Origin of the sequence: Bradyrhizobium sp. 87 (assembly GCF_023073015.1) — a bacterium.
Lineage (GTDB): Bacteria > Pseudomonadota > Alphaproteobacteria > Rhizobiales > Xanthobacteraceae > Bradyrhizobium > Bradyrhizobium canariense_D.
In genome coordinates this window covers 392,795-414,769 of record NZ_JADPIQ010000128.1, presented here as the reverse complement: position 1 = coordinate 414,769, position 21,975 = coordinate 392,795, and the positions used below count along the sequence as shown (strand labels likewise).

Annotated in this window: 23 protein-coding genes; 11 read left to right on the top strand and 12 right to left on the bottom strand. The window is 64.4% G+C overall.

Features of this window, described 5'->3' with window-relative positions; all coding sequences use genetic code 11:
- Positions 1-20: 20 nt before the first annotated feature.
- Both IVB50_RS33405 and argH read right to left on the bottom strand, forming a co-directional pair.
- Positions 21-311, bottom strand: coding sequence for a lipoprotein (locus IVB50_RS33405; protein ID WP_007615309.1), 291 nt, complete (start codon positions 309-311; stop codon positions 21-23).
- A gap of 94 nt (positions 312-405) precedes the next feature.
- Positions 406-1,803, bottom strand: coding sequence for an argininosuccinate lyase (gene argH, locus IVB50_RS33400; protein WP_018453243.1), 1,398 nt, complete (start codon positions 1,801-1,803; stop codon positions 406-408).
- 106 nt (positions 1,804-1,909) lie between these two features.
- Here argH and IVB50_RS33395 point away from each other — a divergent pair, with 106 nt between their 5' ends.
- Entirely contained in the window at positions 1,910-2,599 is a 690-nt protein-coding gene (locus IVB50_RS33395) for a TlpA disulfide reductase family protein (protein WP_026232493.1), read from the top strand.
- Between the two features lie 11 nt (positions 2,600-2,610).
- On the opposite strand, the gene IVB50_RS33390 is transcribed toward IVB50_RS33395, so the two are convergent.
- From IVB50_RS33390 to IVB50_RS33365, 6 genes are all read right to left on the bottom strand, one after another.
- A complete protein-coding gene (locus tag IVB50_RS33390; RefSeq protein ID WP_007615312.1) occupies positions 2,611-2,805 on the bottom strand; it encodes a hypothetical protein in 195 nt (64 codons plus the stop codon).
- 148 nt (positions 2,806-2,953) lie between these two features.
- Positions 2,954-3,835, bottom strand: coding sequence for a 3-hydroxybutyryl-CoA dehydrogenase (locus tag IVB50_RS33385; RefSeq protein ID WP_018453241.1), 882 nt, complete (start codon positions 3,833-3,835; stop codon positions 2,954-2,956).
- A gap of 192 nt (positions 3,836-4,027) precedes the next feature.
- Positions 4,028-4,972, bottom strand: coding sequence for an FAD-binding protein (locus IVB50_RS33380; protein WP_018453240.1), 945 nt, complete (start codon positions 4,970-4,972; stop codon positions 4,028-4,030).
- Complete coding sequence (locus IVB50_RS33375; protein WP_018453239.1) at positions 4,972-5,721, bottom strand: electron transfer flavoprotein subunit beta/FixA family protein; 750 nt, start codon at positions 5,719-5,721, stop codon at positions 4,972-4,974. Before IVB50_RS33375 ends, IVB50_RS33380 begins: the two co-directional genes overlap by 1 nt.
- A gap of 124 nt (positions 5,722-5,845) precedes the next feature.
- A complete protein-coding gene (locus IVB50_RS33370; protein ID WP_018453238.1) occupies positions 5,846-6,418 on the bottom strand; it encodes a cob(I)yrinic acid a,c-diamide adenosyltransferase in 573 nt (190 codons plus the stop codon).
- A 1-nt stretch (position 6,419) separates the two neighbouring features.
- A complete protein-coding gene (locus IVB50_RS33365; protein ID WP_018453237.1) occupies positions 6,420-6,614 on the bottom strand; it encodes a twin transmembrane helix small protein in 195 nt (64 codons plus the stop codon).
- Between the two features lie 204 nt (positions 6,615-6,818).
- Between IVB50_RS33365 and IVB50_RS33360 the strand changes: the two genes are divergently transcribed.
- A complete protein-coding gene (locus IVB50_RS33360; RefSeq protein ID WP_026232492.1) occupies positions 6,819-7,712 on the top strand; it encodes a YihY/virulence factor BrkB family protein in 894 nt (297 codons plus the stop codon).
- Here IVB50_RS33360 and IVB50_RS33355 read toward each other — a convergent pair.
- Both IVB50_RS33355 and gluQRS read right to left on the bottom strand, forming a co-directional pair.
- Entirely contained in the window at positions 7,639-8,940 is a 1,302-nt protein-coding gene (locus tag IVB50_RS33355; RefSeq protein WP_247299280.1) for an ATP-binding protein, read from the bottom strand. The genes IVB50_RS33360 and IVB50_RS33355 overlap by 74 nt on opposite strands.
- Before the next feature lie 104 nt (positions 8,941-9,044).
- The gene (gluQRS, locus tag IVB50_RS33350; protein ID WP_026232490.1) at positions 9,045-9,917 is read right to left on the bottom strand and encodes a tRNA glutamyl-Q(34) synthetase GluQRS; all 873 of its coding nucleotides are present in this window, start codon (positions 9,915-9,917) and stop codon (positions 9,045-9,047) included.
- A gap of 223 nt (positions 9,918-10,140) precedes the next feature.
- On the opposite strand from gluQRS, the gene IVB50_RS33345 reads away from it, so the two are divergent.
- On the top strand, positions 10,141-10,794 hold the full coding sequence (locus IVB50_RS33345; RefSeq protein WP_085361089.1) for a DNA-3-methyladenine glycosylase: 654 nt from the start codon (positions 10,141-10,143) through the stop codon (positions 10,792-10,794).
- A 98-nt stretch (positions 10,795-10,892) separates the two neighbouring features.
- On the opposite strand, the gene IVB50_RS33340 is transcribed toward IVB50_RS33345, so the two are convergent.
- On the bottom strand, positions 10,893-11,780 hold the full coding sequence (locus IVB50_RS33340; protein ID WP_018453232.1) for a LysR family transcriptional regulator: 888 nt from the start codon (positions 11,778-11,780) through the stop codon (positions 10,893-10,895).
- Between the two features lie 177 nt (positions 11,781-11,957).
- Here IVB50_RS33340 and IVB50_RS33335 point away from each other — a divergent pair, with 177 nt between their 5' ends.
- From IVB50_RS33335 to IVB50_RS33300, 8 genes are all read left to right on the top strand, one after another.
- Positions 11,958-12,932: a nitronate monooxygenase family protein gene (locus tag IVB50_RS33335; protein WP_018453231.1), complete on the top strand. Its 975-nt coding sequence runs from the start codon at positions 11,958-11,960 to the stop codon at positions 12,930-12,932.
- 33 nt (positions 12,933-12,965) lie between these two features.
- A complete protein-coding gene (locus tag IVB50_RS33330) occupies positions 12,966-14,150 on the top strand; it encodes an ABC transporter substrate-binding protein (RefSeq protein WP_018453230.1) in 1,185 nt (394 codons plus the stop codon).
- Positions 14,151-14,172: 22 nt separating this feature from the next.
- Entirely contained in the window at positions 14,173-15,681 is a 1,509-nt protein-coding gene (locus IVB50_RS33325) for an acyl-CoA synthetase (protein ID WP_247299279.1), read from the top strand.
- Between the two features lie 179 nt (positions 15,682-15,860).
- Entirely contained in the window at positions 15,861-16,181 is a 321-nt protein-coding gene (locus IVB50_RS33320) for a hypothetical protein (protein WP_026232489.1), read from the top strand.
- Between the two features lie 12 nt (positions 16,182-16,193).
- Positions 16,194-16,823, top strand: a complete 630-nt coding sequence (locus IVB50_RS33315) for a general stress protein (RefSeq protein ID WP_018453227.1) — start codon at positions 16,194-16,196, stop codon at positions 16,821-16,823.
- A gap of 253 nt (positions 16,824-17,076) precedes the next feature.
- Entirely contained in the window at positions 17,077-18,864 is a 1,788-nt protein-coding gene (locus IVB50_RS33310) for an NAD(P)/FAD-dependent oxidoreductase (RefSeq protein ID WP_247299277.1), read from the top strand.
- 52 nt (positions 18,865-18,916) lie between these two features.
- Positions 18,917-19,894, top strand: coding sequence for a peptidyl-alpha-hydroxyglycine alpha-amidating lyase family protein (locus IVB50_RS33305; RefSeq protein WP_018453226.1), 978 nt, complete (start codon positions 18,917-18,919; stop codon positions 19,892-19,894).
- Between the two features lie 214 nt (positions 19,895-20,108).
- Positions 20,109-20,666, top strand: coding sequence for an HNH endonuclease (locus tag IVB50_RS33300; protein ID WP_007597381.1), 558 nt, complete (start codon positions 20,109-20,111; stop codon positions 20,664-20,666).
- A 72-nt stretch (positions 20,667-20,738) separates the two neighbouring features.
- On the opposite strand, the gene IVB50_RS33295 is transcribed toward IVB50_RS33300, so the two are convergent.
- The gene (locus IVB50_RS33295; protein ID WP_018453225.1) at positions 20,739-21,740 is read right to left on the bottom strand and encodes a glycoside hydrolase family 16 protein; all 1,002 of its coding nucleotides are present in this window, start codon (positions 21,738-21,740) and stop codon (positions 20,739-20,741) included.
- Positions 21,741-21,975: the final 235 nt, after the last annotated feature.

Here is a 21,975-nt window from a genome sequence, read left to right as displayed (position 1 = left end):
GTTGGCTCAGTTGCCCCAGCCTATCGGCTGGGTCTTTCGTCCAGGAGCGGGTCGAGGATAAACGGTTTCTTCCTGCCCTTGGTCGCCGCCGGTGCGGCGTCCGCGCCATAGGTGGGGTTGAACACGCTCGGCGTCTTCTGGGCTTCGGTCTCGGTATCGGTCGGCGGCGCGACGTTGGCCGTTGACGCGCTGGAGGCGGTCGGCGGCAGATCCAGCGGGCCCTTGCGGCCACAGCCGGCAAGCGCGAGCGCCGTCAGGCTCAAGACAATGATGGCCCACCCCGAGCCGGCCGGGCGAAACTTTGACGTCACGACGAAATCCCCACTACGCGCGGCGCACCATACAGAGATTGGCGCGCTCTGGCGAGACCCGGATGACCATGAAACATAAGCGAAATTTTGCTCCTCAGCCCAATTTTCGCTCTTTTTCCAGCCGCTTCAGCCAGGCCTTGGCCTGCGATGCCACGTTCTTCGGCGCGGTACCGCCGAAACTGGTCCGGCTCTTCACCGACGATTCGACCGAGAGCACGCCAAGCACGTCTTTCGTGATCTTCGCTTCGATTGCCTGCATCTCCCTCAGCGGCAGCTCGTGCAGCGCCACGCCGCCCTCGGCGGCTTTCGCGACGATGCGGCCGGTGACGTGATGGGCCTCGCGGAACGGCATCTTCAGCGTCCGCACCAGCCAGTCGGCAAGATCGGTCGCGGTGGCGTAGCCCTCGCCTGCAGCAAGCTTCATCTTCGCTTCATCAGGCACGAGATCTCGGACCATGCCGGTCATGGCGCGGATCGCGAGCGACAGCGCGGCGAAGCCTTCCATGGCGCCCTGCTTGTCCTCTTGCATGTCCTTTTGATAGGCGAGCGGCAGGCCCTTCATGACGATCAGCAGCCCATTGAGCGCGCCGATGACGCGGCCGGTCTTGGCGCGCACCAGCTCGGCGGCGTCAGGATTGCGCTTCTGCGGCATGATCGAGGATCCCGTGGTGAACTTGTCGCTGAGGCGGATCATGCCGACCAGCGGCGAGGTCCAGATCACGATCTCCTCGGCAAAGCGCGACATGTGCACGGCGCAGATCGAGGCCGCCGACAGCGTCTCCAGCACGAAGTCGCGATCGGAGACCGCATCGAGCGAGTTCGCCATCGGACGGTCAAAACCGAGCGCCTTCGCCGTGGCGTGACGGTCGATCGGGAACGAGGTACCGGCGAGCGCTGCAGCTCCGAGCGGGGACTCATTCAGCCGCTTGCGCGCGTCCTGGAAACGGCCGCGATCGCGCGCGGCCATCTCGACATAGGCGAGCAGATGGTGGCCGAAGGTCACCGGCTGCGCGGTCTGCAGATGCGTGAAGCCCGGCATGACCGTTCCGGCGTGCTCCAGCGCGCGCTCGACCAGCGCCTGCTGGAACGCGGCGAGCGAGGCGTCGGTCTCATCGAGGACATCGCGGACATAGAGACGGAAATCGGTCGCGACCTGGTCGTTACGCGAGCGCGCGGTGTGCAAGCGGCCGGCGGCAGGGCCGATCAGCTCGGACAGGCGGCTCTCGACATTCATGTGAATGTCCTCGAGCGCGCGCTTGAATTCGAAGGCGCCCTTGCCGATCTCTGACAAAATCGTGTCTAGACCCTTGCCGATATTTTTCGCATCAGAGTCCGTGATGATGCCCTGCGCGGCCAGCATCGCGGCGTGGGCCTTGGACGCGGCAATGTCCTGGGCAAAGAGGTGACGATCGACGTCGATGGAGACGTTGATCTCTTCCATGATCTCGTCGGGACGTTCCGAGAACCGGCCGCCCCACATCTTGTTGCTCATGATCCCCTGCTCACGCCTTGCCTGTGGCCGCCGCACGTTTGCTGACGGCTGCCAGCCGTATTAAGAGGCCTCTGATAGCCATATCTGCGACCGGATGACAAACGATATGCTCGACCCCAACGACAGGCTCGACCAAAGGACAGCACGGTCGGCCACGCGCCGTATCCCCGTGGTCATCGCCACCGTGGTGGTCGGGGGCCTGGCTGGCTTTGCCGCGCTGTACGGGCTGGGCCTGGGCCGGGCCCCCTCCGGCGATCCCGCCTGCCGGGCCGCGGTGAACACCGCACAGAAGATCGCGCCGCTTGCCCATGGCGAGGTGGCGGCGCTGACCATGGCGACCGCACCGCTAAAGCTGCCGGACCTGGCCTTCGAGGACGCCGACGGCAGGCCGAAGAAGCTGTCGGATTTCCGCGGCAAGACGCTGCTGGTGAACCTCTGGGCCACCTGGTGCGTGCCCTGCCGCAAGGAAATGCCGGCGTTGGACGAGCTCCAGGGCAAACTTTCGGGCCCGAATTTCGAGGTGGTGGCGATCAATATCGACACCCGCGACCCCGAGAAGCCCAAGACGTTTCTGAAAGAGGCCAATCTCATCAGGCTCGGCTATTTCAGCGATCAGAAAGCCAAGGTTTTTCAGGATCTTAAGGCGATAGGCCGGGCCTTGGGCATGCCCACCTCGGTGCTGGTCGATCCTCAAGGCTGCGAGATCGCGACGATCGCGGGGCCGGCGGAATGGGCGAGCGAGGATGCGCTCAAGCTGATCCGGGCTGCGACGGGCAAAGCCGCAGCGTCGTTCTAAGCGATGATGTTTTAGGCGGTGACGTTGAGGTTGCTGCCGACGCCAGCGCCGACATTGGCAAGCGAGGGCTGTCCGGCGCCGAGCAGCGTCAGGACGGTGGATTTCTCCGCATCCGCGTTCTGCTTCATCAGCGTCGCCGAGATATTCGACTGCAGCGCGCCTTGCTGAGAGGCCAGCATGCTGCTGACCATCGCCATCATGTCCATTACGCAAACCCTCGTACCGGCGGTAACCTAGAGGCGGGCGGTTAACGGGACATGAATTGTCGCGAGTCGCCGTAAGGTAGGCTTTCTCCGTCTCCCGGCTCTGCTGCGTATCGCTAACGCGCTGCGCAATGTCCCGGCACGAAACCCCTTATCTCGTCGGAATCGGCTTGGCGCCGCGGTAGTCGTAAAAACCGCGCTGGGTCTTGCGACCGAGCCAGCCCGCCTCGACGTATTTCACCAGCAGCGGGCACGGGCGGTACTTGGAGTCGGCGAGGCCCTCATGCAGCACCTGCATGATCGACAGGCAGGTATCGAGGCCGATGAAATCAGCGAGCTCCAGCGGGCCCATCGGATGGTGCGCGCCGAGCTTCATCGCCGCGTCGATCGCCTCGACGTTGCCCACGCCTTCGTACAGCGTGTAAATCGCCTCGTTGATCATCGGCAGCAGGATGCGGTTGACGATGAAGGCCGGGAAATCCTCGGAGACCGCGACCTGTTTGCCGAGCTTGCCTACGAATTCCTTTGACGCCTCGAAGGTCTGGTCGTCGGTGGCGATGCCGCGGATCAACTCCACCAGTTCCATCAACGGCACCGGATTCATAAAGTGAATGCCGATGAAGCGTTCGGGCCGGTCAGTGGCGGCGGCCAGCCGCGTGATCGAGATCGAGGAAGTATCGGAAGCGACGATCGCCTCGGGCTTCAACACAGCGCAGAGATCGTGAAAAATCTTGCGCTTGACCTCTTCCTTCTCGACGGCGGTCTCGATCACGAGATCGCAGTCCGCGAGATCGTCCAGCTTCTCGCCGGCTACGATACGCGCCATCGCCTTGGCTTTGTCGTCCTCGCTGACGGCCTTCTTGGAGACCTGGCGCGTCAAATTGCCGTTGATCGTGGCCATGCCTGACTTGAGGCGGTCGGTCGAAATATCGTTGAGCACCACGTCGAAGCCGGCCAACGCAGCGACATGCGCGATGCCATTGCCCATCTGCCCCGCGCCGATCACGCCGACCTTCTTGATTACTGCCGCCATAATGTCATCCACCGGAACGGCGCGCTATCAACCGCGCCTGCCTATCCCCCTGAGCCGGGAGGTCTGATTTAATCAGAACCCGGCCTCGAAACCTAGATTGGATCGCTTCGAAGGCGTGTCCCGCGCCAAAGAAAACGCCTCAAAAAGCAACACCGGCCGGAGTTTATAGCTCCGGCCGGTGTTTAGCGCGTTTTACTTGCCGAGCTTGCCGAGTTCGGCCGTCAGCTCCGGAACCGCTTGGTAGAGGTCGGCGACCAGGCCGTAATCAGCGACCTGGAAGATCGGCGCGTCCTCGTCCTTGTTGATCGCGACGATCACTTTGGAGTCCTTCATGCCGGCCAGATGCTGGATCGCGCCGGAAATGCCGACCGCGACATAGAGCTCGGGGGCCACGACCTTGCCGGTCTGGCCGACCTGCCAGTCGTTCGGCGCATAGCCCGCATCCACCGCCGCACGCGAAGCGCCGACACCGGCGCCAAGTTTATCGGCGAGCGGCTCGATGTACTTTGCGAAGTTCTCGCGGCTCTGCATGGCGCGGCCACCGGAGACGATGATCTTGGCCGAGGTCAGCTCGGGACGGTCACTCTTCGCGACCTCCTCGCCGACAAAGGACGACAGGCCCGGATCGGCCGCCGCCGCGACGCTCTCGACCGACGCGCTGCCGCCTTCACCCGCTGCGGCGAAGGTGGAGGTGCGCACCGTGATGACCTTCTTGGCGTCCTTCGACTTCACCGTCTGGACGGCGTTGCCGGCGTAGATCGGGCGCTCATAGGTGTCGGGGGCGATCACCTTGGTGATCTCCGAGACCTGCATGACGTCGAGCAGGGCCGCGACGCGCGGCATCACGTTCTTGAAGCGCGAGGTCGCGGGCGCGACGATGGCGTCATAGGACGGCGCCAGCGAGACGATCAGCGCGGCCAGTGGCTCGGCCAGATCGTGCGCGTAAAGCGCGCCGTCGGCGAGCAGCACCTTCTTCACACCGGCGAGCTTTGCGGCGGCGTCCGCCGCGGCCTTGGCGTTCTCGCCGGCCACCAGAACCTCGACGTCCGCGCCGAGCGCGGCCGCCGCGGTCAGGGCCTTGTTGGTCGCATCCTTGAGCGACGCATTGTCGTGTTCGGCAATCAGAAGCGTCGTCATCAGAGCACCCCGGCTTCGTTCTTGAGTTTCGACACCAGCTCGGCGACGTCCTTGACCTTGACGCCCGCCTTGCGGCCCGCCGGCTCGGTCGTCTTGAGAACCTCGAGGCGCGCGGTGAGATCGACGCCATAATCGGCGGCAGTCTTGTCCGCAATCGGCTTCTTTTTGGCCTTCATGATGTTCGGCAGCGAGGCGTAGCGCGGCTCGTTGAGACGGAGATCGGTGGTGACGATCGCCGGTCCCTTCAGCTTCACGGTCTGCAAGCCGCCGTCGACTTCGCGGGTGACCTTGAAGTCGCTGCCTTCGACCTCGAGCTTCGAGGCGAAGGTCGCCTGCGACCAGCCGAGCAGCGCGGCCAGCATCTGGCCGGTCTGATTGCTGTCGTCGTCGATCGCCTGCTTGCCGAGAATGATGAGGCCCGGCTGCTCTTCGTCCGCAATCTTCTTCAGGATCTTGGCGACCGCGAGCGGCTCGACCGCACCCTCGGCCTTCACCAGGATGCCGCGATCGGCGCCCATGGCGAGACCGGTGCGGATCGTTTCCGACGCCTGCGCCGGTCCGATCGAGACCACCACGACTTCGGTCGCCTTGCCGGCTTCCTTCAGGCGCAGCGCTTCTTCGACCGCAATTTCGTCGAACGGGTTCATCGACATTTTGACGTTGGCGAGTTCAACACCCGATCCATCGCTCTTGACGCGGACCTTGACGTTGTAATCGACCACCCGCTTTACCGGCACCAAGACCTTCATCGATCCTCTTTCACTCAATCTGGGAGGGGGTTATCAACTGGCGCGGAACCTAAAGGCCTGATCCGGCCCGGTCAACGCGCGAAGGGGTCTAATTTTGGCGCCCAGAAATGCGCGGCCCAATGGGTCAGCGATTCTGGCCCGGAACCCAGAGCACGTCGCCGGCGCCGTCTTCGTTGACCGCGCGGCTGGCCACGAACAGGAAGTCCGACAGGCGGTTCATATACTGGATGCCAGCGGCACCAACAGGTTCTTCCGGCCGGGCCGCCAGTTCCACCATCACGCGTTCCGCCCTGCGGCAAATCGTACGGGCGACATGGAGGTAGGCGGCGGCTGGCGTGCCGCCCGGCAGCACGAAGGAGGTCAGAGGTGCCAGCTTGTCGTTGAGCGCGTCGATGTCGCGCTCGAGCCGCTCGACCTGGCTTGCCACCACCCGCAGCCGCTCCGCCTTGCCCTCACGTTCGGGCACCGCGAGGTCCGCGCCGAGGTCGAACAGATCGTTCTGGATGCGGCCAAGCATCGCGTCGAGCTCGGGCGCATCCCCGGTGTGAAGCCGGACCACGCCGATCGCAGCATTGGTCTCGTCGACAGTCCCATAGGCCTCGATGCGCAGATCGTATTTCGGCCGGCGCTCGCCCGAGCCGAGCGCTGTCGTGCCGTCGTCACCGGTTTTCGTATAGATGCGGTTGAGCACGACCATGTTAACGCCCCATCGCCCACACGGCGGCCATCGCGATGACGATCGCCACGAACTGAAGCAGCACGCGCCAGCGCATCAGCTTCTGCGAGGTGTTGGGCGAGCCGCCGCGCATCATGTTGATGAGACCGAGCAGCAGCACCAACGCCACGGCGCCGACCGCAATCGGCAGGATGAAAGTACTCAGGAGAGATGCCATTCGAGGGTAAATAACACCCTCCGCGCCGGTCCGCCATGGCGTTCCCGATCTGGCTTTTAAGCCAATAATATCAGAAGCTAGCTGGATGAATCTGGATTTGCGCCAATTGCCTATCCTCTTGACCTATCCCCGCCTGCGGGGAGAGGTCGGAATGCGTTTCCCGCGCGCGGGAAGCGGAAGCAGCAACAGCAGTGCAGGTGGTGCGTGAAGGCAATCCGCACCATCTACCTTGTCGTAATGGACGCGTTCTACACGTTCCTCGCCGATGACGGCTGGGCGATCGCGAGCCACATCGCGCTGTCGACGCTGATGGCGCTATTCCCGTTCCTGATCGTCCTGACATCGCTCGCCGGCTTCTTCGGCTCCAAGGAACTCGCCGATCAGGCTGCGAGCCTCATGCTCCAGGTCTGGCCCAAGCAGGTCGCGGATTCGATCTCGGGGGAAGTCCACGACGTGCTGACCACGACCCGCACCGGCCTATTCACCATCGGCGCGGTGCTGTCGGTCTACTTCGCCTCCAACGGCGTCGAGGCGCTGCGGGTCGCACTGAACCGCGCCTATGCGGTCGTGGAGATGCGGCCCTGGTACTGGCTACGGCTGGAATCGATCGCCTACACGCTGATTGCGGCCTTCACCGCGCTCGCCATGGCATTCCTGATCGTGCTCGGGCCGCTGCTCATCGAGGCCGCGCGTGCGCACATCCCGCTGTTCGTTGAATCCAACGAGAGGATCCTCACCTGGCTGCGCTACGGCATCACCGTTGGCGCGTTGGTGGTGGCGCTGATGATCCTGCATACCTGGCTGCCGGCGGGACGGCGCCGGTTCCTCCAGATCCTGCCCGGCATCGTCTTCACCATCGTGGCGTCGCTGATCTCGGGCATCGTGTTCGGGCAATATCTGGCGCGCTTCGCCAATAATTACGTGACGATGTATGCGGGGCTCGCCTCGGTGATCATCGCGCTGGTGTTCCTGTATTTCATCGCCGCGATCTTCGTTTACGGCGGCGAGCTCAACGCCGCGATCATCAAGTCGCGGCTTCCTCACGGCGTGTCGCTGCAAGCAGCGCAGTCGCTAGCGCCCGCGGAGACACAGGCTTGACCAGAAAGGCGTCGGCGCCGGCCTCGCGTGAGGCGACTTCATCTTCGCCCCGACCTGACACCCCGATGATGGGGATCTGAGCCAGCGGCGTCGCCATGGTGCGGATCCGCCTGATCGCCTCGACGCCATTGATGCCCGGCAGCACCATATCCATCAGCACCGCGTCGAAGGCGCCCTGCGCGAGCCGGTTCACCGCGTCCTCGCCGCGCCCGATGAACTCGGCATGATGACCGAGTTCGGTCAGGATGGTGTTGAGCACAACGCGGCCGAACGGATTGTCCTCGACGCTGAGCAAGCGCAGCGCCGGAACCGCATCCATCTCGGCTTCGCCCTTCGACTTGCGGGACTTGCCCGATCCCGTGGCACACACCGACACCGTCAATGTGAAGGTGGCGCCACCGCCGGGCCGAGGCGCGACCGTGATGTCGCCGCCCATTGCGCGCGCCAGTTGCTTCACCGACGACAGGCCCAGTCCGGCGCCGCCGAAGCGCGAGGCAATGGTGACATTGGCTTGGGTAAACGGCCGGAACAGCCGTTTGATCTCGACCATGGTGAGGCCGATGCCGCTGTCGGACACCGCGAAGGCGACACCGACGCTGCCTTTGCCCTTTGCTTTGCCTTTGCTCTTGGTCTTGTCCTTGCTCTTGACGGAACGCCAAGGCGCGACCGTGAGCGCCACGCCGCCGTGCTCGGTGAATTTCACGGCATTGTCGATCAGGTTCTCGAGCGCGGCGCGCAGGCGGACGGGATCACCGACCACCAGCCCCGGCAGCTTCTCCGAGATATCGACCTCAGCCTGGAGACCCTTGGCCGCGGCGCGACCGGCCAGCGAATCGCCGGCGTTGCGGGCGAGCGTCCGCAGGTCGAACAAATCCTGCCGCAGCGAGCTTCCACCCCCGACCCCCTTCCCGGTCCCCTTGCCACTTCGGGCGGCATCGACGAACAGGGTGGCAAGGTTCGCCAGATGCTCGGCCCCGGCCTTGATCGTGTCGGCCCAGCGTCTTTCCCGTTCCCCGAGATCCGAAGTCGCGAGCAGGTCGCTGATCGCGAGAATGCCGGTCAGGGGGGTGCGGACCTCATGGGCAAAGGCGGCAAGCGCGGCTTGGACGACGTCCAGCTCGACCCGCTTGGTGCTGCGCTTGCGCAACCGGGCAGTCGGCCCGGAGCGCTTCCGAGCCACTCGCTTGGACGTCCCCGTAGTGCGCGCTGCGCGCGTTTTCGCCGCCATAACTCCCCTTCGAAGTATCCCCTTCGAACCCCGCGCTGTCAGGCGAGCATGGCACGGCGGAACACCCGGAGTCACGGCGCCGTTTGGCTAACCCCCAGAGAAACTTAACCTAATCCCACCAACCGGCGGATACCGGCCGGCGTGGCGCCGCCGGCGCGCAGTTCACGAAGGCCGGTCGAGCTGGTTGATTTCGACAGCTTCCGGCCGCGCTCGTCGCGAAGTAGCCCGTGGTGGCGGTAGACGGGTTCGGGCAGGTGGAGCAGAACCTGAAGCAGACGGTGGACCGAAGTGGCGTGGAACAGGTCCTGGCCCCGCACGATCTCGCTGATGTCCTGGAGCGCATCGTCGACAACAACGGACAGATGGTAGCTCGTCGGCGTCTTCTTGCGGGCCACAATGACGTCGCCCCAGGCTTCTGGCCGCGCCGGGACGACGCCACGCTCACCATCCGGCCCCTCGCCCAGTTCGTTCCAGCTCAGGCCCACAGCGCGGCGGCAGGCGGCTGCCATGTCGAGCCGAAGCGCGTAAGGCGCACCGGTGTCGATGAGGCGGTCGCGCTCGTCCGCGGACAGCGATCTGGCGGCGCCGGGATAGAGCGGCACGCCGTCGGGATCGCGCGGCCACGGCCCATCCGCTTCACGCGCCTTAACCAGCCTTGCGATCTCGGCGCGGCTTTCGAAGGCTGGATAGACCAGGCCGAGCGCCAAGAGCCTGTCCAGCGCCGTCCGATACGCATCGAGATGCTCCGACTGCCGCCGCACCGGCGTCTCCCAGGCGATGCCGAGCCAGGCGAGGTCTTCGTAGATCGCTGTCTCATATTCCGGCCGGCAACGCGTCGCGTCGATGTCCTCGATCCGCAGCAACAGCCGCCCACCGGTCTCGCGCGCGCGGTCGGAATTGAGCAGCGCGGAATAAGCGTGGCCGAGATGCAGGTAGCCATTCGGGCTGGGGGCAAATCGGAAAACGGGTGGCGACATGCTTCGGAACTCATCATGGCCGGGCATAGCCGTCTAGACGGATGGCGTCGCTTCCGCTCGCCTGTGTCCCGGCCATCCACGTTCTTCGGAGCGGCGCACCGATCGTGTCAAGGTCCCCGAGAATGCGATGATCACCAGCCGTGCTAACAATGATGCACGTTGGAAAGACGTGGATGGCCGGGTGGAAGCCCGGCCATGACGCCGGAGAGAGTTGACGATTGCCATGACCATCCACCTCGAAACCCAATCCGATCTCGAAGAGGCCGTCCACGCGCTGGTCAAGCGCGATCCGCGCCTGAAGCCAGTGCTGGCGACTGCCGGCATGCCGGCGTTGCGGCGGCGCGAGCCGGGTTTTGCGGGGCTTGCCCACATCGTCTGCGGGCAACAGCTCTCGACTGCGAGCGCCGCGGCGATCTGGGGACGGTTGTCCGCCGCGTTCGATCCGTTCGACCACGAGGCTGTCCGCCGCGCCCGCACCGACCGGCTGGGGCGGCTCGGCCTGTCCGCCGCCAAGATCAAGACGCTGAAACATCTCGCGCGCGAGATCACCGCAGAACGGCTGAACCTCGACGTGCTCGCGGAAGAAGACGCTGATGCCGCGCATCACACGTTGATCGCACTGCCCGGCATCGGACCCTGGACCGCGGACGTCTATCTGCTGTTCTGCCTCGGCCATGGCGACGCCTGGCCGGCCGGCGACCTCGCCGTGCAGGAAGGCATCCGCATCGGGCTCGGCTTGCAGGCGCGGCCAACGGAGAAGCAGATGGCGCCGCTCGCCGAACCCTGGCGCCCCCTGCGCGGAGCGGCGGCACATCTGTGGTGGAGCTATTATCGCGCGGTGAAAAAACGCGAAGGCGTCATCGCGGGATCAACCTAGAGCTAGTTCCGTTCCGATGGAATCGGAACGGGGCTCTAGTGTTTTGTTTTGACGCGTTTTCTTGACGCGAACCGGTGTCCACTTCGCTCGAACACGCTCTAGCCCCGCAGCCCGACGCGATCGGTCCGGGCGCAATCGGCGACGAAGTCGATGACGGCCCGCACCGCCGGCAGTTCGACGAGGTCGGGATGGGCGAGCAGCCACAGGTCCGCCACGCTGGCGAGCTTCTGCGGCGCGACACGCACAAGATCGGGATAGCTTTCGGCGACAAAGCACGACAGGGCGGAGATTCCGAGTCCGGCGCGGACCGCCGCCAGCATGTCGCCCTGGGACGAGCAGCGCATCACCACCCAGGCCTGACGCGTGACGACGTCGCTCCAGCGCGCAAGCTGGAGATTGGAGGTCTGATCGGCGAAACCGATGACGCTGTGCCCCTTCCACTCGCCGCGCCGTTCCGGCAAGGACCGCCCGCCGGCGTAGCCGCGCGAGGCGTAGAATCCCGTGCCGAGACGGCCGATCTTGCGGCCGACCAGATTTTCCTCGCCGCTGTCGAAGGGCCGCAACACCACGTCCGCCTCGCGCCGGCGCACGCTCGCCGGAAACGGATGGGTGATGATCTCGAGCTGGACGTGATCGTGCGCGCGCAGGAACGCAGGCAGGCGCGGCATCAGCCAATGCGAGGCCAGCGTTGCGCCGATCGATAGCTTGACGGTCCCGCGCGCCTTATGCCCTCCGGCCGAGACTGCCGTCTCCGCCCGCAGCGCGGCCGCCGCCATTACCTCGGCGTGCTCGCGCAGCGTCCGTCCATCCGCCGTCAGCGCAAGGCCGTCGGCGGCACGCGCCACCAGCCTGGTGCCGAGCTGGGCTTCCAGCGCCGCAATCTTGCGGCTGACGGTGGGATGGCTGCTGTGCAGCCGGCGCGCCGCGCCGGTGAAGCTGCCGGTATCGGCGACCGCGAGGAAGGTCTTGCAAAGGTCCCAGTCCATGAGCGGCCTCTGTTCAAATCTGAAAAGTCGTCCGTTCAATATTGAACGATAAGAGGCCCCACTCCAACCCCTATAATGACGTCAAATGAAACATGGGCGGCAACTCGCCCGCGACAATCAAAGAAGGAAACGCCTCGTCATCCGCCTGCCGGCGGGCTGCGTTTCCGGGAGGACATCATGGCGCTGCCCGCTCTCTTGAAGGATTCGCTCGAGCTGCCCGTGGTCGGCTCGCCGCTCTTCCTCGTCTCCGGCCCTGAGCTGGTGATCGCCCAGTGCAAGGCCGGCGTGGTCGGCTCGTTTCCGGCACTCAATGCCCGTCCGGTGGAAAAGCTCGACGAATGGCTGAGCCGCATCGAGGACGAACTCGGCGAATACAAGTCGCGCAATCCCGGCAAGAAGGTCGCACCCTACGCCGTCAACCAGATCTGCCACGCCTCCAACGACCGGCTGATGAAGGACATGGAGACCTGTGTGAAGCACAGGGCGCCCATCATCATCACCTCGCTGCGACCGCCCGCCGAGCTCGTCGAGGCCGCACACTCGTACGGCGGCCTCGTGTTCCACGACGTCATCAACGTCAAGCACGCGCGCAAGGCCGCCGAGCAGGGCGTCGACGGTCTGATCCTGGTCTGCGCCGGCGCTGGAGGACATGCAGGAACGCTCTCGCCTTTCGCACTGGTACGCGAGGTCAAACAATGGTTCGACGGTGCGATCCTGCTGTCGGGCGCAATCAGCGACGGCTTCGCGATCGCCTCCGCGCTGACGCTGGGCGCCGACCTCGCCTATATGGGCACGCGCTTCATCGCGACGAAGGAAGCCAACGCTGACGAAGCCTACAAGTCGGCGCTGACGCAGCACACCGCGCATGACATCGTCTACACCAACCTCTTCACCGGCGTGCACGGCAACTATCTCGGGCCTTCGATCGCCGCGGCCGGGCTCGATCCGGACAATCTGCCGGCGGCCGACAAGACGAAGATGAATTTCGGCTCCGGCGGCAACATGAAGTCCAAGGCGTGGCGCGACATCTGGGGCTCGGGCCAGGGTATCGGCCAGATCGCCGACGCGCCGCCGGTCGCCGAGCTCGTCGACCGGATGAAACGGGAATTCGACCAGGCCCGACAGGATTTCCTGATGCGCGTCAGCGCCTGACGTCTCGGACCGACAATAAAACGGGAGGACACCATGAAGCTGGCAGCCGCACTGATCGGGATGTCGTTGCTGATGCTCGCCGGCGGCAGCGCCCATGCCGAAGGCAGCGACGAGATCCGCATCGGGCAGACCCTGCCCTACAGCGGCCCGGCCTCCGGCTTCGGCGCGATCGGACGGACGCAGGAAGCGTTCTTCGAGAAGGTCAATGCCGAAGGCGGCATCAACGGCCGCAAGGTCAAGTTCATCACGCTGGACGACGCCTATTCGCCGCCGAAGACCGTCGAGCAGACCCGCAAGCTGGTGGAGCAAGAAGAGGTGCTGATGATGTTCGGCTCGCTCGGCACCGCCACCAACAGCGCCGTGCAGCGCTATCTCAACGCCAAGAAAGTGCCGCAGCTGTTCGTGCTCTCCGGCGCCACCAAATGGGCCGATCCGCAGAAGAACCCGTGGACCATGCCGGGCATGGCGGCCTACGAATCCGAGGGCGTGGTCTATGCCAAATACATTTTGCAGGCCAAGCCCAACGCCAGGATCGCGATCCTCTCGCAGAACGACGATTTCGGCCGCGACTATGTCGCCGGCTTCAAGCGAGCGCTCGGGCCTAAGGCCGCAAGCATGATCATCGCGGAAGCGAGCTACGAGACCAGCGCGCCGACGATCAGCTCGCAACTCTCGACCTTGAAGGCCTCGGGCGCCAACGTGCTGTTCGGCGTCGTGCTCGGCAAGTTCACCTCGCAAATGGTCAAGGGCGTGGCCGAGATCGGCTGGAAGCCGGAGCTGTTCTTCGTGCCGACCTCGGCGTCGTCGATCTCTTTCCTGGAACCGGCAGGGCTCGACAACGCGGTCGGCCTGATCTCGTCGAGCAATCAGAAGGACACGATGGACCCGCAATGGGTCGACGATCCCGGCGTGAAGGAATACTTCGCCTTCATGAAGCGCTACATGCCGGCCGCGGACCTCTCCAACTCCAACTACGCCGCGGGCTATCACTATGCCACGCTGCTGATGACGGTGCTGAAGGGGTGCAAGGATGATATCAGCCGCGACAACATCATGCGCCAGGCGGCCTCGTTGAAGGATGTGAAGCTGCCGCTGCTGCTGCCGGGAATGGCGGTTACGACCGGCCCCGACGACTATCTGCCGTTCCAGCAGCTTCAGCTCCGGCGCTTCAATGGCAAGAGCTGGGTCGGCTTCGGCGACGTGCTGGATGATCGCTAGACGAGCGGGATGAGGAGACGCCATGATCATCAGCGGCGAACGCCAGATCAGCTATGACGACATCCGGGCTCGGATCAGGCGGGCGATGAGCGGCTTCCGCGCCCTGGGGCTTGCCGAGGCCGCGCCGGTCGCGATGATGCTGCGCAACGATTTCGCTCTGTTCGAGGTGGTTGCGGCCTCGGCCGCGCTGGGCAGTCCGGTGGTGCCGATCAACTGGCATTTGAAGGCCGAGGAGGTCCGTTACATCCTGGCCGACAGCGGGGCGAAGATCCTGGTCTGCCACGCGGATTTGCTGCCGCAGATCCGCGACGGCGTACCGGCGGATGTCCTTCTCCTGGTCGTCGCGACGCCGCCCGAACTCGCAGCGACCTTTTCGATCCCTGGGGAACTGACCGAGATCCCGGTGGGACTGACCGATTGGGACCGCTGGCGCGACGACCATCCGCAAGCGCAGGAGCCGCCGCGGCGGGCCGCAGCGATGATTTATACATCCGGCACCACGGGCATGCCGAAGGGCGTGCGGCGCATGCCGATGCAGCCCGAACAGGCGGCCGCCTCCGAACGCGTGGGCGGGATCGCCTATGGCATCAAGCCGCGGGAAGACCAAATCGTGCTGATCAACGGCCCGATGTATCACTCGGCGCCGCATTCCTACGGCATGCTGGCGTTCCGCAGCGCTTGCACCATCATCCTCCAGGCGCGGTTCGATGCCGAGGAGCTGCTGGCGCTGATCGAGCGCCACCGCGTCAAGCACATTCACATGGTACCGACCATGTTCGTCCGGCTGCTGCGGTTGCCCGAAGCGGTCAGGCAGCGCTACGACCTGTCGTCGCTGCGTTTCGTCGTGCACGGCGCCGCCCCCTGCCCGCCGGACGTCAAGCGCGCCATGATCGACTGGTGGGGACCGGTCATCAACGAATATTTCGGCTCCACCGAGACCGGGATCCCGGTGTGGCACTCGGCCGAGGAAGCACTGAAGAAGCCTGGCACGGTCGGCCGCCCCATCGAAGGCGGCATCGTCAGGATCTTCCGCGATGACGGCAGCCCGTGCGGTGCAAACGAAGTCGGCGAAATCTACATGCGCCAGACGTCAGTGCCCGATTTCGACTATCACGGCAGGTCGCAGGCAAGGGCCGAAGCCGGCCGTGACGGCCTGGTCAGCGTCGGCGACGTCGGTTATCTCGACGCGGACGGCTATCTGTTCCTGTGCGATCGCAAGCGCGACATGGTGATCTCCGGCGGCGTCAACATCTATCCCGCCGAGATCGAGAACGTGCTGATCGGAATGCCCGGCGTGCGCGACTGTGCCGTGTTCGGCATCCCCGACGCGGAATTCGGCGAACGGCTGTGCGCCTTTGTCGAGCCTGAATCGGATGCCGAGCTCTCGGCCGACGCCGTCCGATCGTTCCTGCGCGGGCGGCTTGCCAATTTCAAGGTGCCAAAGGACGTCGAATTCCGTGACGCGCTGCCGCGCGAGGCCACGGGAAAGATTCTCAAGCGCAAGCTGCGGGAGCCCTATTGGACGATGTGAGGACAGGCAACGCCGTCCGAGAGTGCGGGACCGCATAAACGGGAACGAGTGGCAATCGTTCCTGCGCCTCTCCAATATTCGGCAGATTGAAGACGCGCGCTTCCGTCGCAAATGGAAGAGCAACCAATTCGAATCTCGCCTGTTGTCGACCGGCACAATCAACAGCCGGAGAATAAAAAATGTCTCGTCTCACCATGCTCGCCGCAGCTCTGCTGCTGCTCGGATCAGCGCCTGTCAGTGCACAGTCACAGCCTGCGCAGAGCGGGCCGGGCAACAACGCCGTCAACAGCTCTGATCACAACAACTCCAACGCACCGGTCGCGGGCCGCAACAGCTTCACCGAGGGCCAGGCGAAGTCGAAGATCGAGGGCGCGGGTTATTCCAATGTTTCCGGACTGCAAAAGGACGACAACGGCGTCTGGCGCGGCAAGGCCGACAAGGCCGGGACCAAGGCGGACGTGAGCGTCGATTTCCAGGGCAACGTGAACCCCGCCAAGTAAGGAGGATGAAACATGACGACCACTATTTCTCGACTCTATGACACCTATTCGGATGCGGAACGTGCGGTCAGGCGTCTGGAGGCCGCGGGCGTGCCGCACTCCGACATCAGCATCGTCGCGAACAATTCCGATAACTGGTACGGCTCCTCCACCGGCAAGGTTGACCGTGATCGCGACGGCGTCGACGATCGCGCCGAAGGTGCCGGCACGGGTGCCGGCATCGGCGCAGGCCTCGGAAGCGCGGCCGGCCTGCTTGCCGGACTCGGCCTGCTGGCCATTCCGGGACTCGGACCGGTGGTTGCCGCCGGATGGCTGGCTTCGACCGCAGTTGGTGCCGCGGCCGGCGCCGCGACGGGCGGCATCGTTGGCGCGCTGACCGAAGCCGGCGTCTCCAAGGATGATGCGTCGCGCTACGCGGAGGGCGTCCGTCGCGGCGGAACGCTGGTATCGGCGCGGGTACCCGACCAGGACAGCACACGTCTCGATGCCCTTCTGCACGAGAAGGCCGTGAACCTGCAGGAACGGAGCGCCGCCTGGCAAAAATCCGGCTGGAACGGCTTCGATGCCGCAAGCCCGCCGTTGTCACCCGACGATGTCGGCCGTGAGCGTGAGCTGTACGGCGCCGGCACGCGGGTGAGGTAGGGATGTTCCGCTCGCCGCCACGCCAGCGGCAGTGAATCCCAAGAGCGCGAGGGAGGCTCCACCAAGGTGGAGCCTTTTTCGCGTGCCCCTCCTCGAACACCACGAGGGTGCCGCAGGTCTCTCTCAACGAGCGCATTCCGCTGAAGCAGGGCCACATGTTCTCACTGCTCGGGTAATCGGCTATTGGCCGTCTGCGAAACAGTATAGCTTTCGACCGTAGAGGAAACGCCGCGGAGACGGCACGAGGTCGCGCATGCTGGACAGGACCAAGGACATTGTCGCATCCGCGCAAGCCTGGCTCGATGAGGTCGAGCTAACGCTGGGCGCAGCCGATAGCGCTGCGCTGGATCGTCTTTTCCTCGCCGACAGCTATTGGCGCGATGTGCTGGCACTAAGCTGGAACCTGCAAACGATCGGCGGCGGCGACTCGATCAAGCGGGAGCTGACAACGCTCGCGGCAAAGGCTGCGCCGGGCAGCTTCAAGATTGCGCCGAACCGAGCGCCACCGCGCTGGGTGACGCGTGCCGGGACCAACACTATCGAGGTGATCTTCAATTTCGAAACCGCACTGGGGCGCGGCAGCGGCATCGTCAGGCTTGTGCCCGACGCCACCGACGGCGACCGCCTGAAAGCGTGGACGCTCCTCACCGCGCTCGACGAGCTCAAGGGCTTCGAGGAGCAGCTCGGCACCTCGCGGCCGCGCGGCCAGGCCTATTCGCGCGACTTCCGTGGACCGAACTGGCTGGACTTGCGCAACGGCTCGCGCGACTACGCCGATCGCGATCCCGCCGTGCTGGTGGTCGGCGGCGGCCAGGCCGGGCTCGCGATCGCGGCGCGGCTGAAACAGTTGAACATCGACACCCTGATCGTCGATCGCGAGGCACGGATCGGGGACAATTGGCGCAAGCGCTACCACGCGCTGACCCTGCATAACCAGGTGCAGGTCAATCATTTGCCCTACATGCCGTTTCCGCCGAGCTGGCCGACCTATATCCCCAAGGACAAGCTCGCCAACTGGTTCGAAGCTTACGTCGAGGCGATGGAGCTGAACTTCTGGACCGGAACCGAATTCGAGGGCGGCGCCTACGACGATGCGAAAGACCACTGGACCGTCACACTGCGGCACACCGACGGCAGTGAGCGTATCATGCACCCGCGCCATGTGGTGATGGCGACCGGCGTCAGCGGCATCGCCAATGTGCCTGTCATTCCGACCCTGGATAACTTCAAGGGCACGCTGCTGCATTCGAGCCGCTACGAGGACGGCGAGACCTGGACAGGAAAACGCGCCATCGTCATCGGCACCGGCAATAGCGGCCACGACATCGCGCAGGATCTTCACTCCAGTGGTGCCGAAGTGACGCTGGTGCAGCGTTCACCTACGCTCGTCACCAATATCGAGCCGTCGGCCCAACTCGCTTATGCGACCTACAATGAGGGCACGCTCGAGGACAACGATCTGATCGCGACCTCGATGCCGACACCGCTCGCGAAAAAGACCCATGTGATGCTGACGGAGCAGTCGAAGGAGCTCGACAAGGAACTGCTCGACGGGTTGCGGCGCGTCGGCTTCAAGCTCGATTTCGGCGAGGCCGGCACCGGCTGGCAGTTCAAATATCTCACCCGTGGCGGCGGCTATTATTTCAATGTCGGCTGCTCCAACCTCATCATCGAGGGCGCGATCAAGCTCAGGCAGTTTTCCGACATCGAGAGCTTCGTCACCGAGGGCGTTCGCATGAAGGACGGCACAACCCTTTCGGCCGACCTGATCGTGCTCTCGACCGGTTACAAGACACAGGAATATCTGGTGCAGAAACTGTTCGGCGACGCCGTCGCCGACCGGGTCGGCCCGATCTGGGGCTTTGGCGACGGCCTCGAGCTGCGTAACATGTATACGCGCACCAGGCAGCCCGGCCTCTGGTTCATCGCCGGCAGCCTCGCGCAATGCCGGATCAACTCGAAATATCTGGCGCTGCAGATCAAGGCGATCGAGGAAGGGATTTTGGGGCAGGCTGGAGCGGCAGCGGCGAGCACCGCTTGAACAACACCGTAGAAGCAGTGTCGCACCACGATAACGAACAAGAGGAGAATTCATGCCAGCCATTCTCGGCACCGGCGAGCACCGCTACCGCGTCGTTGAAAACTTCGCAAAGCTGCCGGACGGATGGCAGCTCACCGACGTCGCCTCGGTCGCGGTCGACAGCAAGGACCGCGTCTACGTCTTCAACCGCGGGGCCCATCCGATGGTCGTGCTGGACCGCGAGGGCAATTTCTTGCGAAGTTGGGGCGAAGGCCTGTTCTCGCGCGCCCACGGCCTGCACATCGATGCCGACGACAATCTCTATTGCACCGATGACGGCGACCACACCGTGCGCAAGTGCACCACCGACGGCAAGGTGCTGCTGACGATCGGCATCCCCGAGAAACCGTCGCCGTTCATGAGCGGCGATCCCTTCCACCGCTGCACCCACACCGCGCTGTCGCCGAAGGGTGAAATCTACGTCTCCGACGGCTATGGCAATGCGCGCGTGCACAAATTCACGCCCGGCGGCAAGCTGATGACAAGCTGGGGCGAACCCGGCACCGATCCCGGCCAGTTCAACATCGTGCACAACATCGCCACCGACGCCGACGGCTTTGTCTATGTCGCCGACCGCGAGAACCACCGCGTGCAGGTGTTCGACGGCAACGGCAAGTACGAGACGCAGTGGAACAATCTGCACCGCCCTTGTGCGCTATGCTGTTGCGGTGGGGCTAAGAGCCCGACCTTCGTCATCGGGGAACTCGGCCCTGGCCTGGCCGTCAACCGCAAGGTGCCCAATCTCGGCCCGCGGCTCTCGATCGTGGACGCCAAGGGCAACCGCATCGCGCGGCTCGGTGGCGAGGAAGGCCCGGGCGTTGCGAGCGGCAAGTTCCTGGCGCCGCACGGCATCGCACTGGATTCCAGGGGCGACATCTATGTCGGCGAGGTCGGCGTCACCGACTGGAAGACCAGCTTTCCGGACGAGGAGATGCCGGCCGTGGTGCGCGCGACGCGATGTTTGCAGAAGCTGGAGCGCGTGCGGGAGTAGCTGCCTCGGCACATCCACGTCGCGCTGTCAGGATGACGCTGCCTCAACGGCCTCGGACTTGGAAATCACAGCGTTTTGCGCGCTTTGCCACCCCCCGGCCGCATTGCTTGTGCCGGAATAAGTCGCTCAACGGGCTTCACAATCCCGTCACGCTGCATGTAGTATGTCAGTTACGTGCTGCTTCGCAGCGTACATTGGAGGCCAGGAGCGTTACTTGAACGCACATGTCTCGCAAGGCCATTGGCCGGTGTTGGTGCTGAATGCGGACTTCCGGCCGCTGAGTTACTACCCACTGTCTTTGTGGTCGTGGCAGGACGCGATCAAGGCGGTATTCCTCGACCGCGTCAACATCGTCGCGCATTACGATCAGGCGGTCCATAGCCCCACGCTGCAAATGCAGCTGCCGAGCGTCGTCTCGCTCAAATCCTTCGTCAAGCCGACCACCCACCCTGCCTTCACCCGATTTAACGTCTTCCTGCGCGATCGTTTCGCCTGCCAATATTGCGGCTCGCCCGAAGACCTCACCTTCGACCACATCATCCCGCGCAGCAAAGGCGGCCAGACCACCTGGGAGAACGTGGTCGCGGCGTGCTCCCCCTGCAATTTGCGCAAGGGCAATCTGACGCCGGTGCAGGCCAAGATGTTTCCACGCCAGCACGCCTTCGCGCCGACCGTGCACCAGCTCCACCGTAACGGCCGCCTGTTCCCGCCGAACTATCTGCACGACAGTTGGCTGGATTATCTCTACTGGGATACGGAGCTGGATCCGTAACGTCGGCGTGCAGGCCCTCGGCAATCCATCGTTGACTCGCGCCGCCCAACGCCGGGAGAGATCAGCGAGCTTCTATCTGCGCGCCTGCTCCAGATCGATCTGATAGACGGAAATCCGGTCGATCTCGAATGCGACGGTAGGCGGCGACTCCGCGTCGACCGGACCGACGCCGAGAAAGAATTTGGATCCGATCGCGAGATTGACGATCATGTACATGGGATCGTCGAAACCGATCGGCACCTTGATGTCGGACACCGGTCTGCGGTCGATGAAATAGACCAGGCGATCCTCCTCCCACAGCACACCGTAAGTGTGGAATGCGCTCGACGCGTCGCCGACCGCGAAGTCGAAGCCGCAGGACTGAATCTTCTGGGTCGAGGGAATCCGCCAATGCGTCGTCATCACGAGATCGCCCGGCTTTTCGCCGCGGCCTTCCAGCACGTCCACCTCCGGCGGCCAGCCACCGTCATCCGCCAGCATCCAGAACGCCGGCCACACTGCGTGCCCGACCGGCACCTTGGCGCGGATCTCGAAATAGCCGTGCTTCTGCGCGAACGTGCCCTGGGTCGTCAGTATCCCGGAGATGTACTCGTTGTCGAACAGCACCGGCTTCAACCCCGGCGGGGTACGGCTGGCGACGATCGACAGCACGCCGTCCTTGACCTTGAACGGATCGAGCCCGAGCGGCGCCGCGTTGCGCCCCGCATAGCGCGGATCGACATAGATCTGTTGCTCGCCATTGGCGCTGGTCTTGCGCTTGAAGTCGGAGCCGTCGCCGCCCCAGTAACGCGCCTCCGGCCAGGCCGCGCCGCCGGCGTAATGCGGCACCCAGCGTCCGTTTGCCAGCGGATGCTCGTCAAAATCCTCGTTGAAGGTCCGGCGTAGCGGCAAGAAGACCAGCGAGGCCGGATTGACCTTCTCCAGCCGACGGCACTCGATGGTGGAGGGATCGGTCGTGACCTGCAGCGACATGCTCATCGGGGCACCGTCGAGATCGTCCTGCGCGATGGCCGGCGCGGGCACAACGCAGAGACCGATCGCAGCCAGAGCGCCCCTCGTCCAACGCTCGATCATCACCGCACTTCGAAGACGCCAGAGGAAAGGCCAAGGTTAGCTTACTCATATCGGAACCGGCAAGAGCGGGCCGGCGACCGCGCGCCAATTCAGGAGCGCCGCTTGCACACGCGATCCAGATTTTCGTGCACTTAGAAAAATTGGGACGCCTAGGCAGCGCTCGGAAGGCGAGCGGCAGGCTCCTGCCGGGACGGAACTCGGGGCGCCGGCATCCGTTCAGAGTCGAGGCCGGATG

Bases quoted from the DNA above. Each gene is read 5' to 3' on its own strand.
- argH (WP_018453243.1), bottom strand. From the start codon at position 1,803: ATGAGCAACAAGATGTGGGGCGGCCGGTTCTCGGAACGTCCCGACGAG.
- IVB50_RS33395 (WP_026232493.1), top strand. From the start codon at position 1,910: ATGCTCGACCCCAACGACAGGCTCGACCAAAGGACAGCACGGTCGGCC.
- IVB50_RS33390 (WP_007615312.1), bottom strand. From the start codon at position 2,805: ATGGACATGATGGCGATGGTCAGCAGCATGCTGGCCTCTCAGCAAGGC.
- IVB50_RS33385 (WP_018453241.1), bottom strand. From the start codon at position 3,835: ATGGCGGCAGTAATCAAGAAGGTCGGCGTGATCGGCGCGGGGCAGATG.
- IVB50_RS33380 (WP_018453240.1), bottom strand. From the start codon at position 4,972: ATGACGACGCTTCTGATTGCCGAACACGACAATGCGTCGCTCAAGGAT.
- IVB50_RS33375 (WP_018453239.1), bottom strand. From the start codon at position 5,721: ATGAAGGTCTTGGTGCCGGTAAAGCGGGTGGTCGATTACAACGTCAAG.
- IVB50_RS33370 (WP_018453238.1), bottom strand. From the start codon at position 6,418: ATGGTCGTGCTCAACCGCATCTATACGAAAACCGGTGACGACGGCACG.
- IVB50_RS33365 (WP_018453237.1), bottom strand. From the start codon at position 6,614: ATGGCATCTCTCCTGAGTACTTTCATCCTGCCGATTGCGGTCGGCGCC.
- IVB50_RS33355 (WP_247299280.1), bottom strand. From the start codon at position 8,940: ATGGCGGCGAAAACGCGCGCAGCGCGCACTACGGGGACGTCCAAGCGA.
- gluQRS (WP_026232490.1), bottom strand. From the start codon at position 9,917: ATGTCGCCACCCGTTTTCCGATTTGCCCCCAGCCCGAATGGCTACCTG.
- IVB50_RS33345 (WP_085361089.1), top strand. From the start codon at position 10,141: ATGACCATCCACCTCGAAACCCAATCCGATCTCGAAGAGGCCGTCCAC.
- IVB50_RS33340 (WP_018453232.1), bottom strand. From the start codon at position 11,780: ATGGACTGGGACCTTTGCAAGACCTTCCTCGCGGTCGCCGATACCGGC.
- IVB50_RS33335 (WP_018453231.1), top strand. From the start codon at position 11,958: ATGGCGCTGCCCGCTCTCTTGAAGGATTCGCTCGAGCTGCCCGTGGTC.
- IVB50_RS33330 (WP_018453230.1), top strand. From the start codon at position 12,966: ATGAAGCTGGCAGCCGCACTGATCGGGATGTCGTTGCTGATGCTCGCC.
- IVB50_RS33325 (WP_247299279.1), top strand. From the start codon at position 14,173: ATGATCATCAGCGGCGAACGCCAGATCAGCTATGACGACATCCGGGCT.
- IVB50_RS33320 (WP_026232489.1), top strand. From the start codon at position 15,861: ATGTCTCGTCTCACCATGCTCGCCGCAGCTCTGCTGCTGCTCGGATCA.
- IVB50_RS33315 (WP_018453227.1), top strand. From the start codon at position 16,194: ATGACGACCACTATTTCTCGACTCTATGACACCTATTCGGATGCGGAA.
- IVB50_RS33310 (WP_247299277.1), top strand. From the start codon at position 17,077: ATGCTGGACAGGACCAAGGACATTGTCGCATCCGCGCAAGCCTGGCTC.
- IVB50_RS33305 (WP_018453226.1), top strand. From the start codon at position 18,917: ATGCCAGCCATTCTCGGCACCGGCGAGCACCGCTACCGCGTCGTTGAA.
- IVB50_RS33295 (WP_018453225.1), bottom strand. From the start codon at position 21,740: ATGATCGAGCGTTGGACGAGGGGCGCTCTGGCTGCGATCGGTCTCTGC.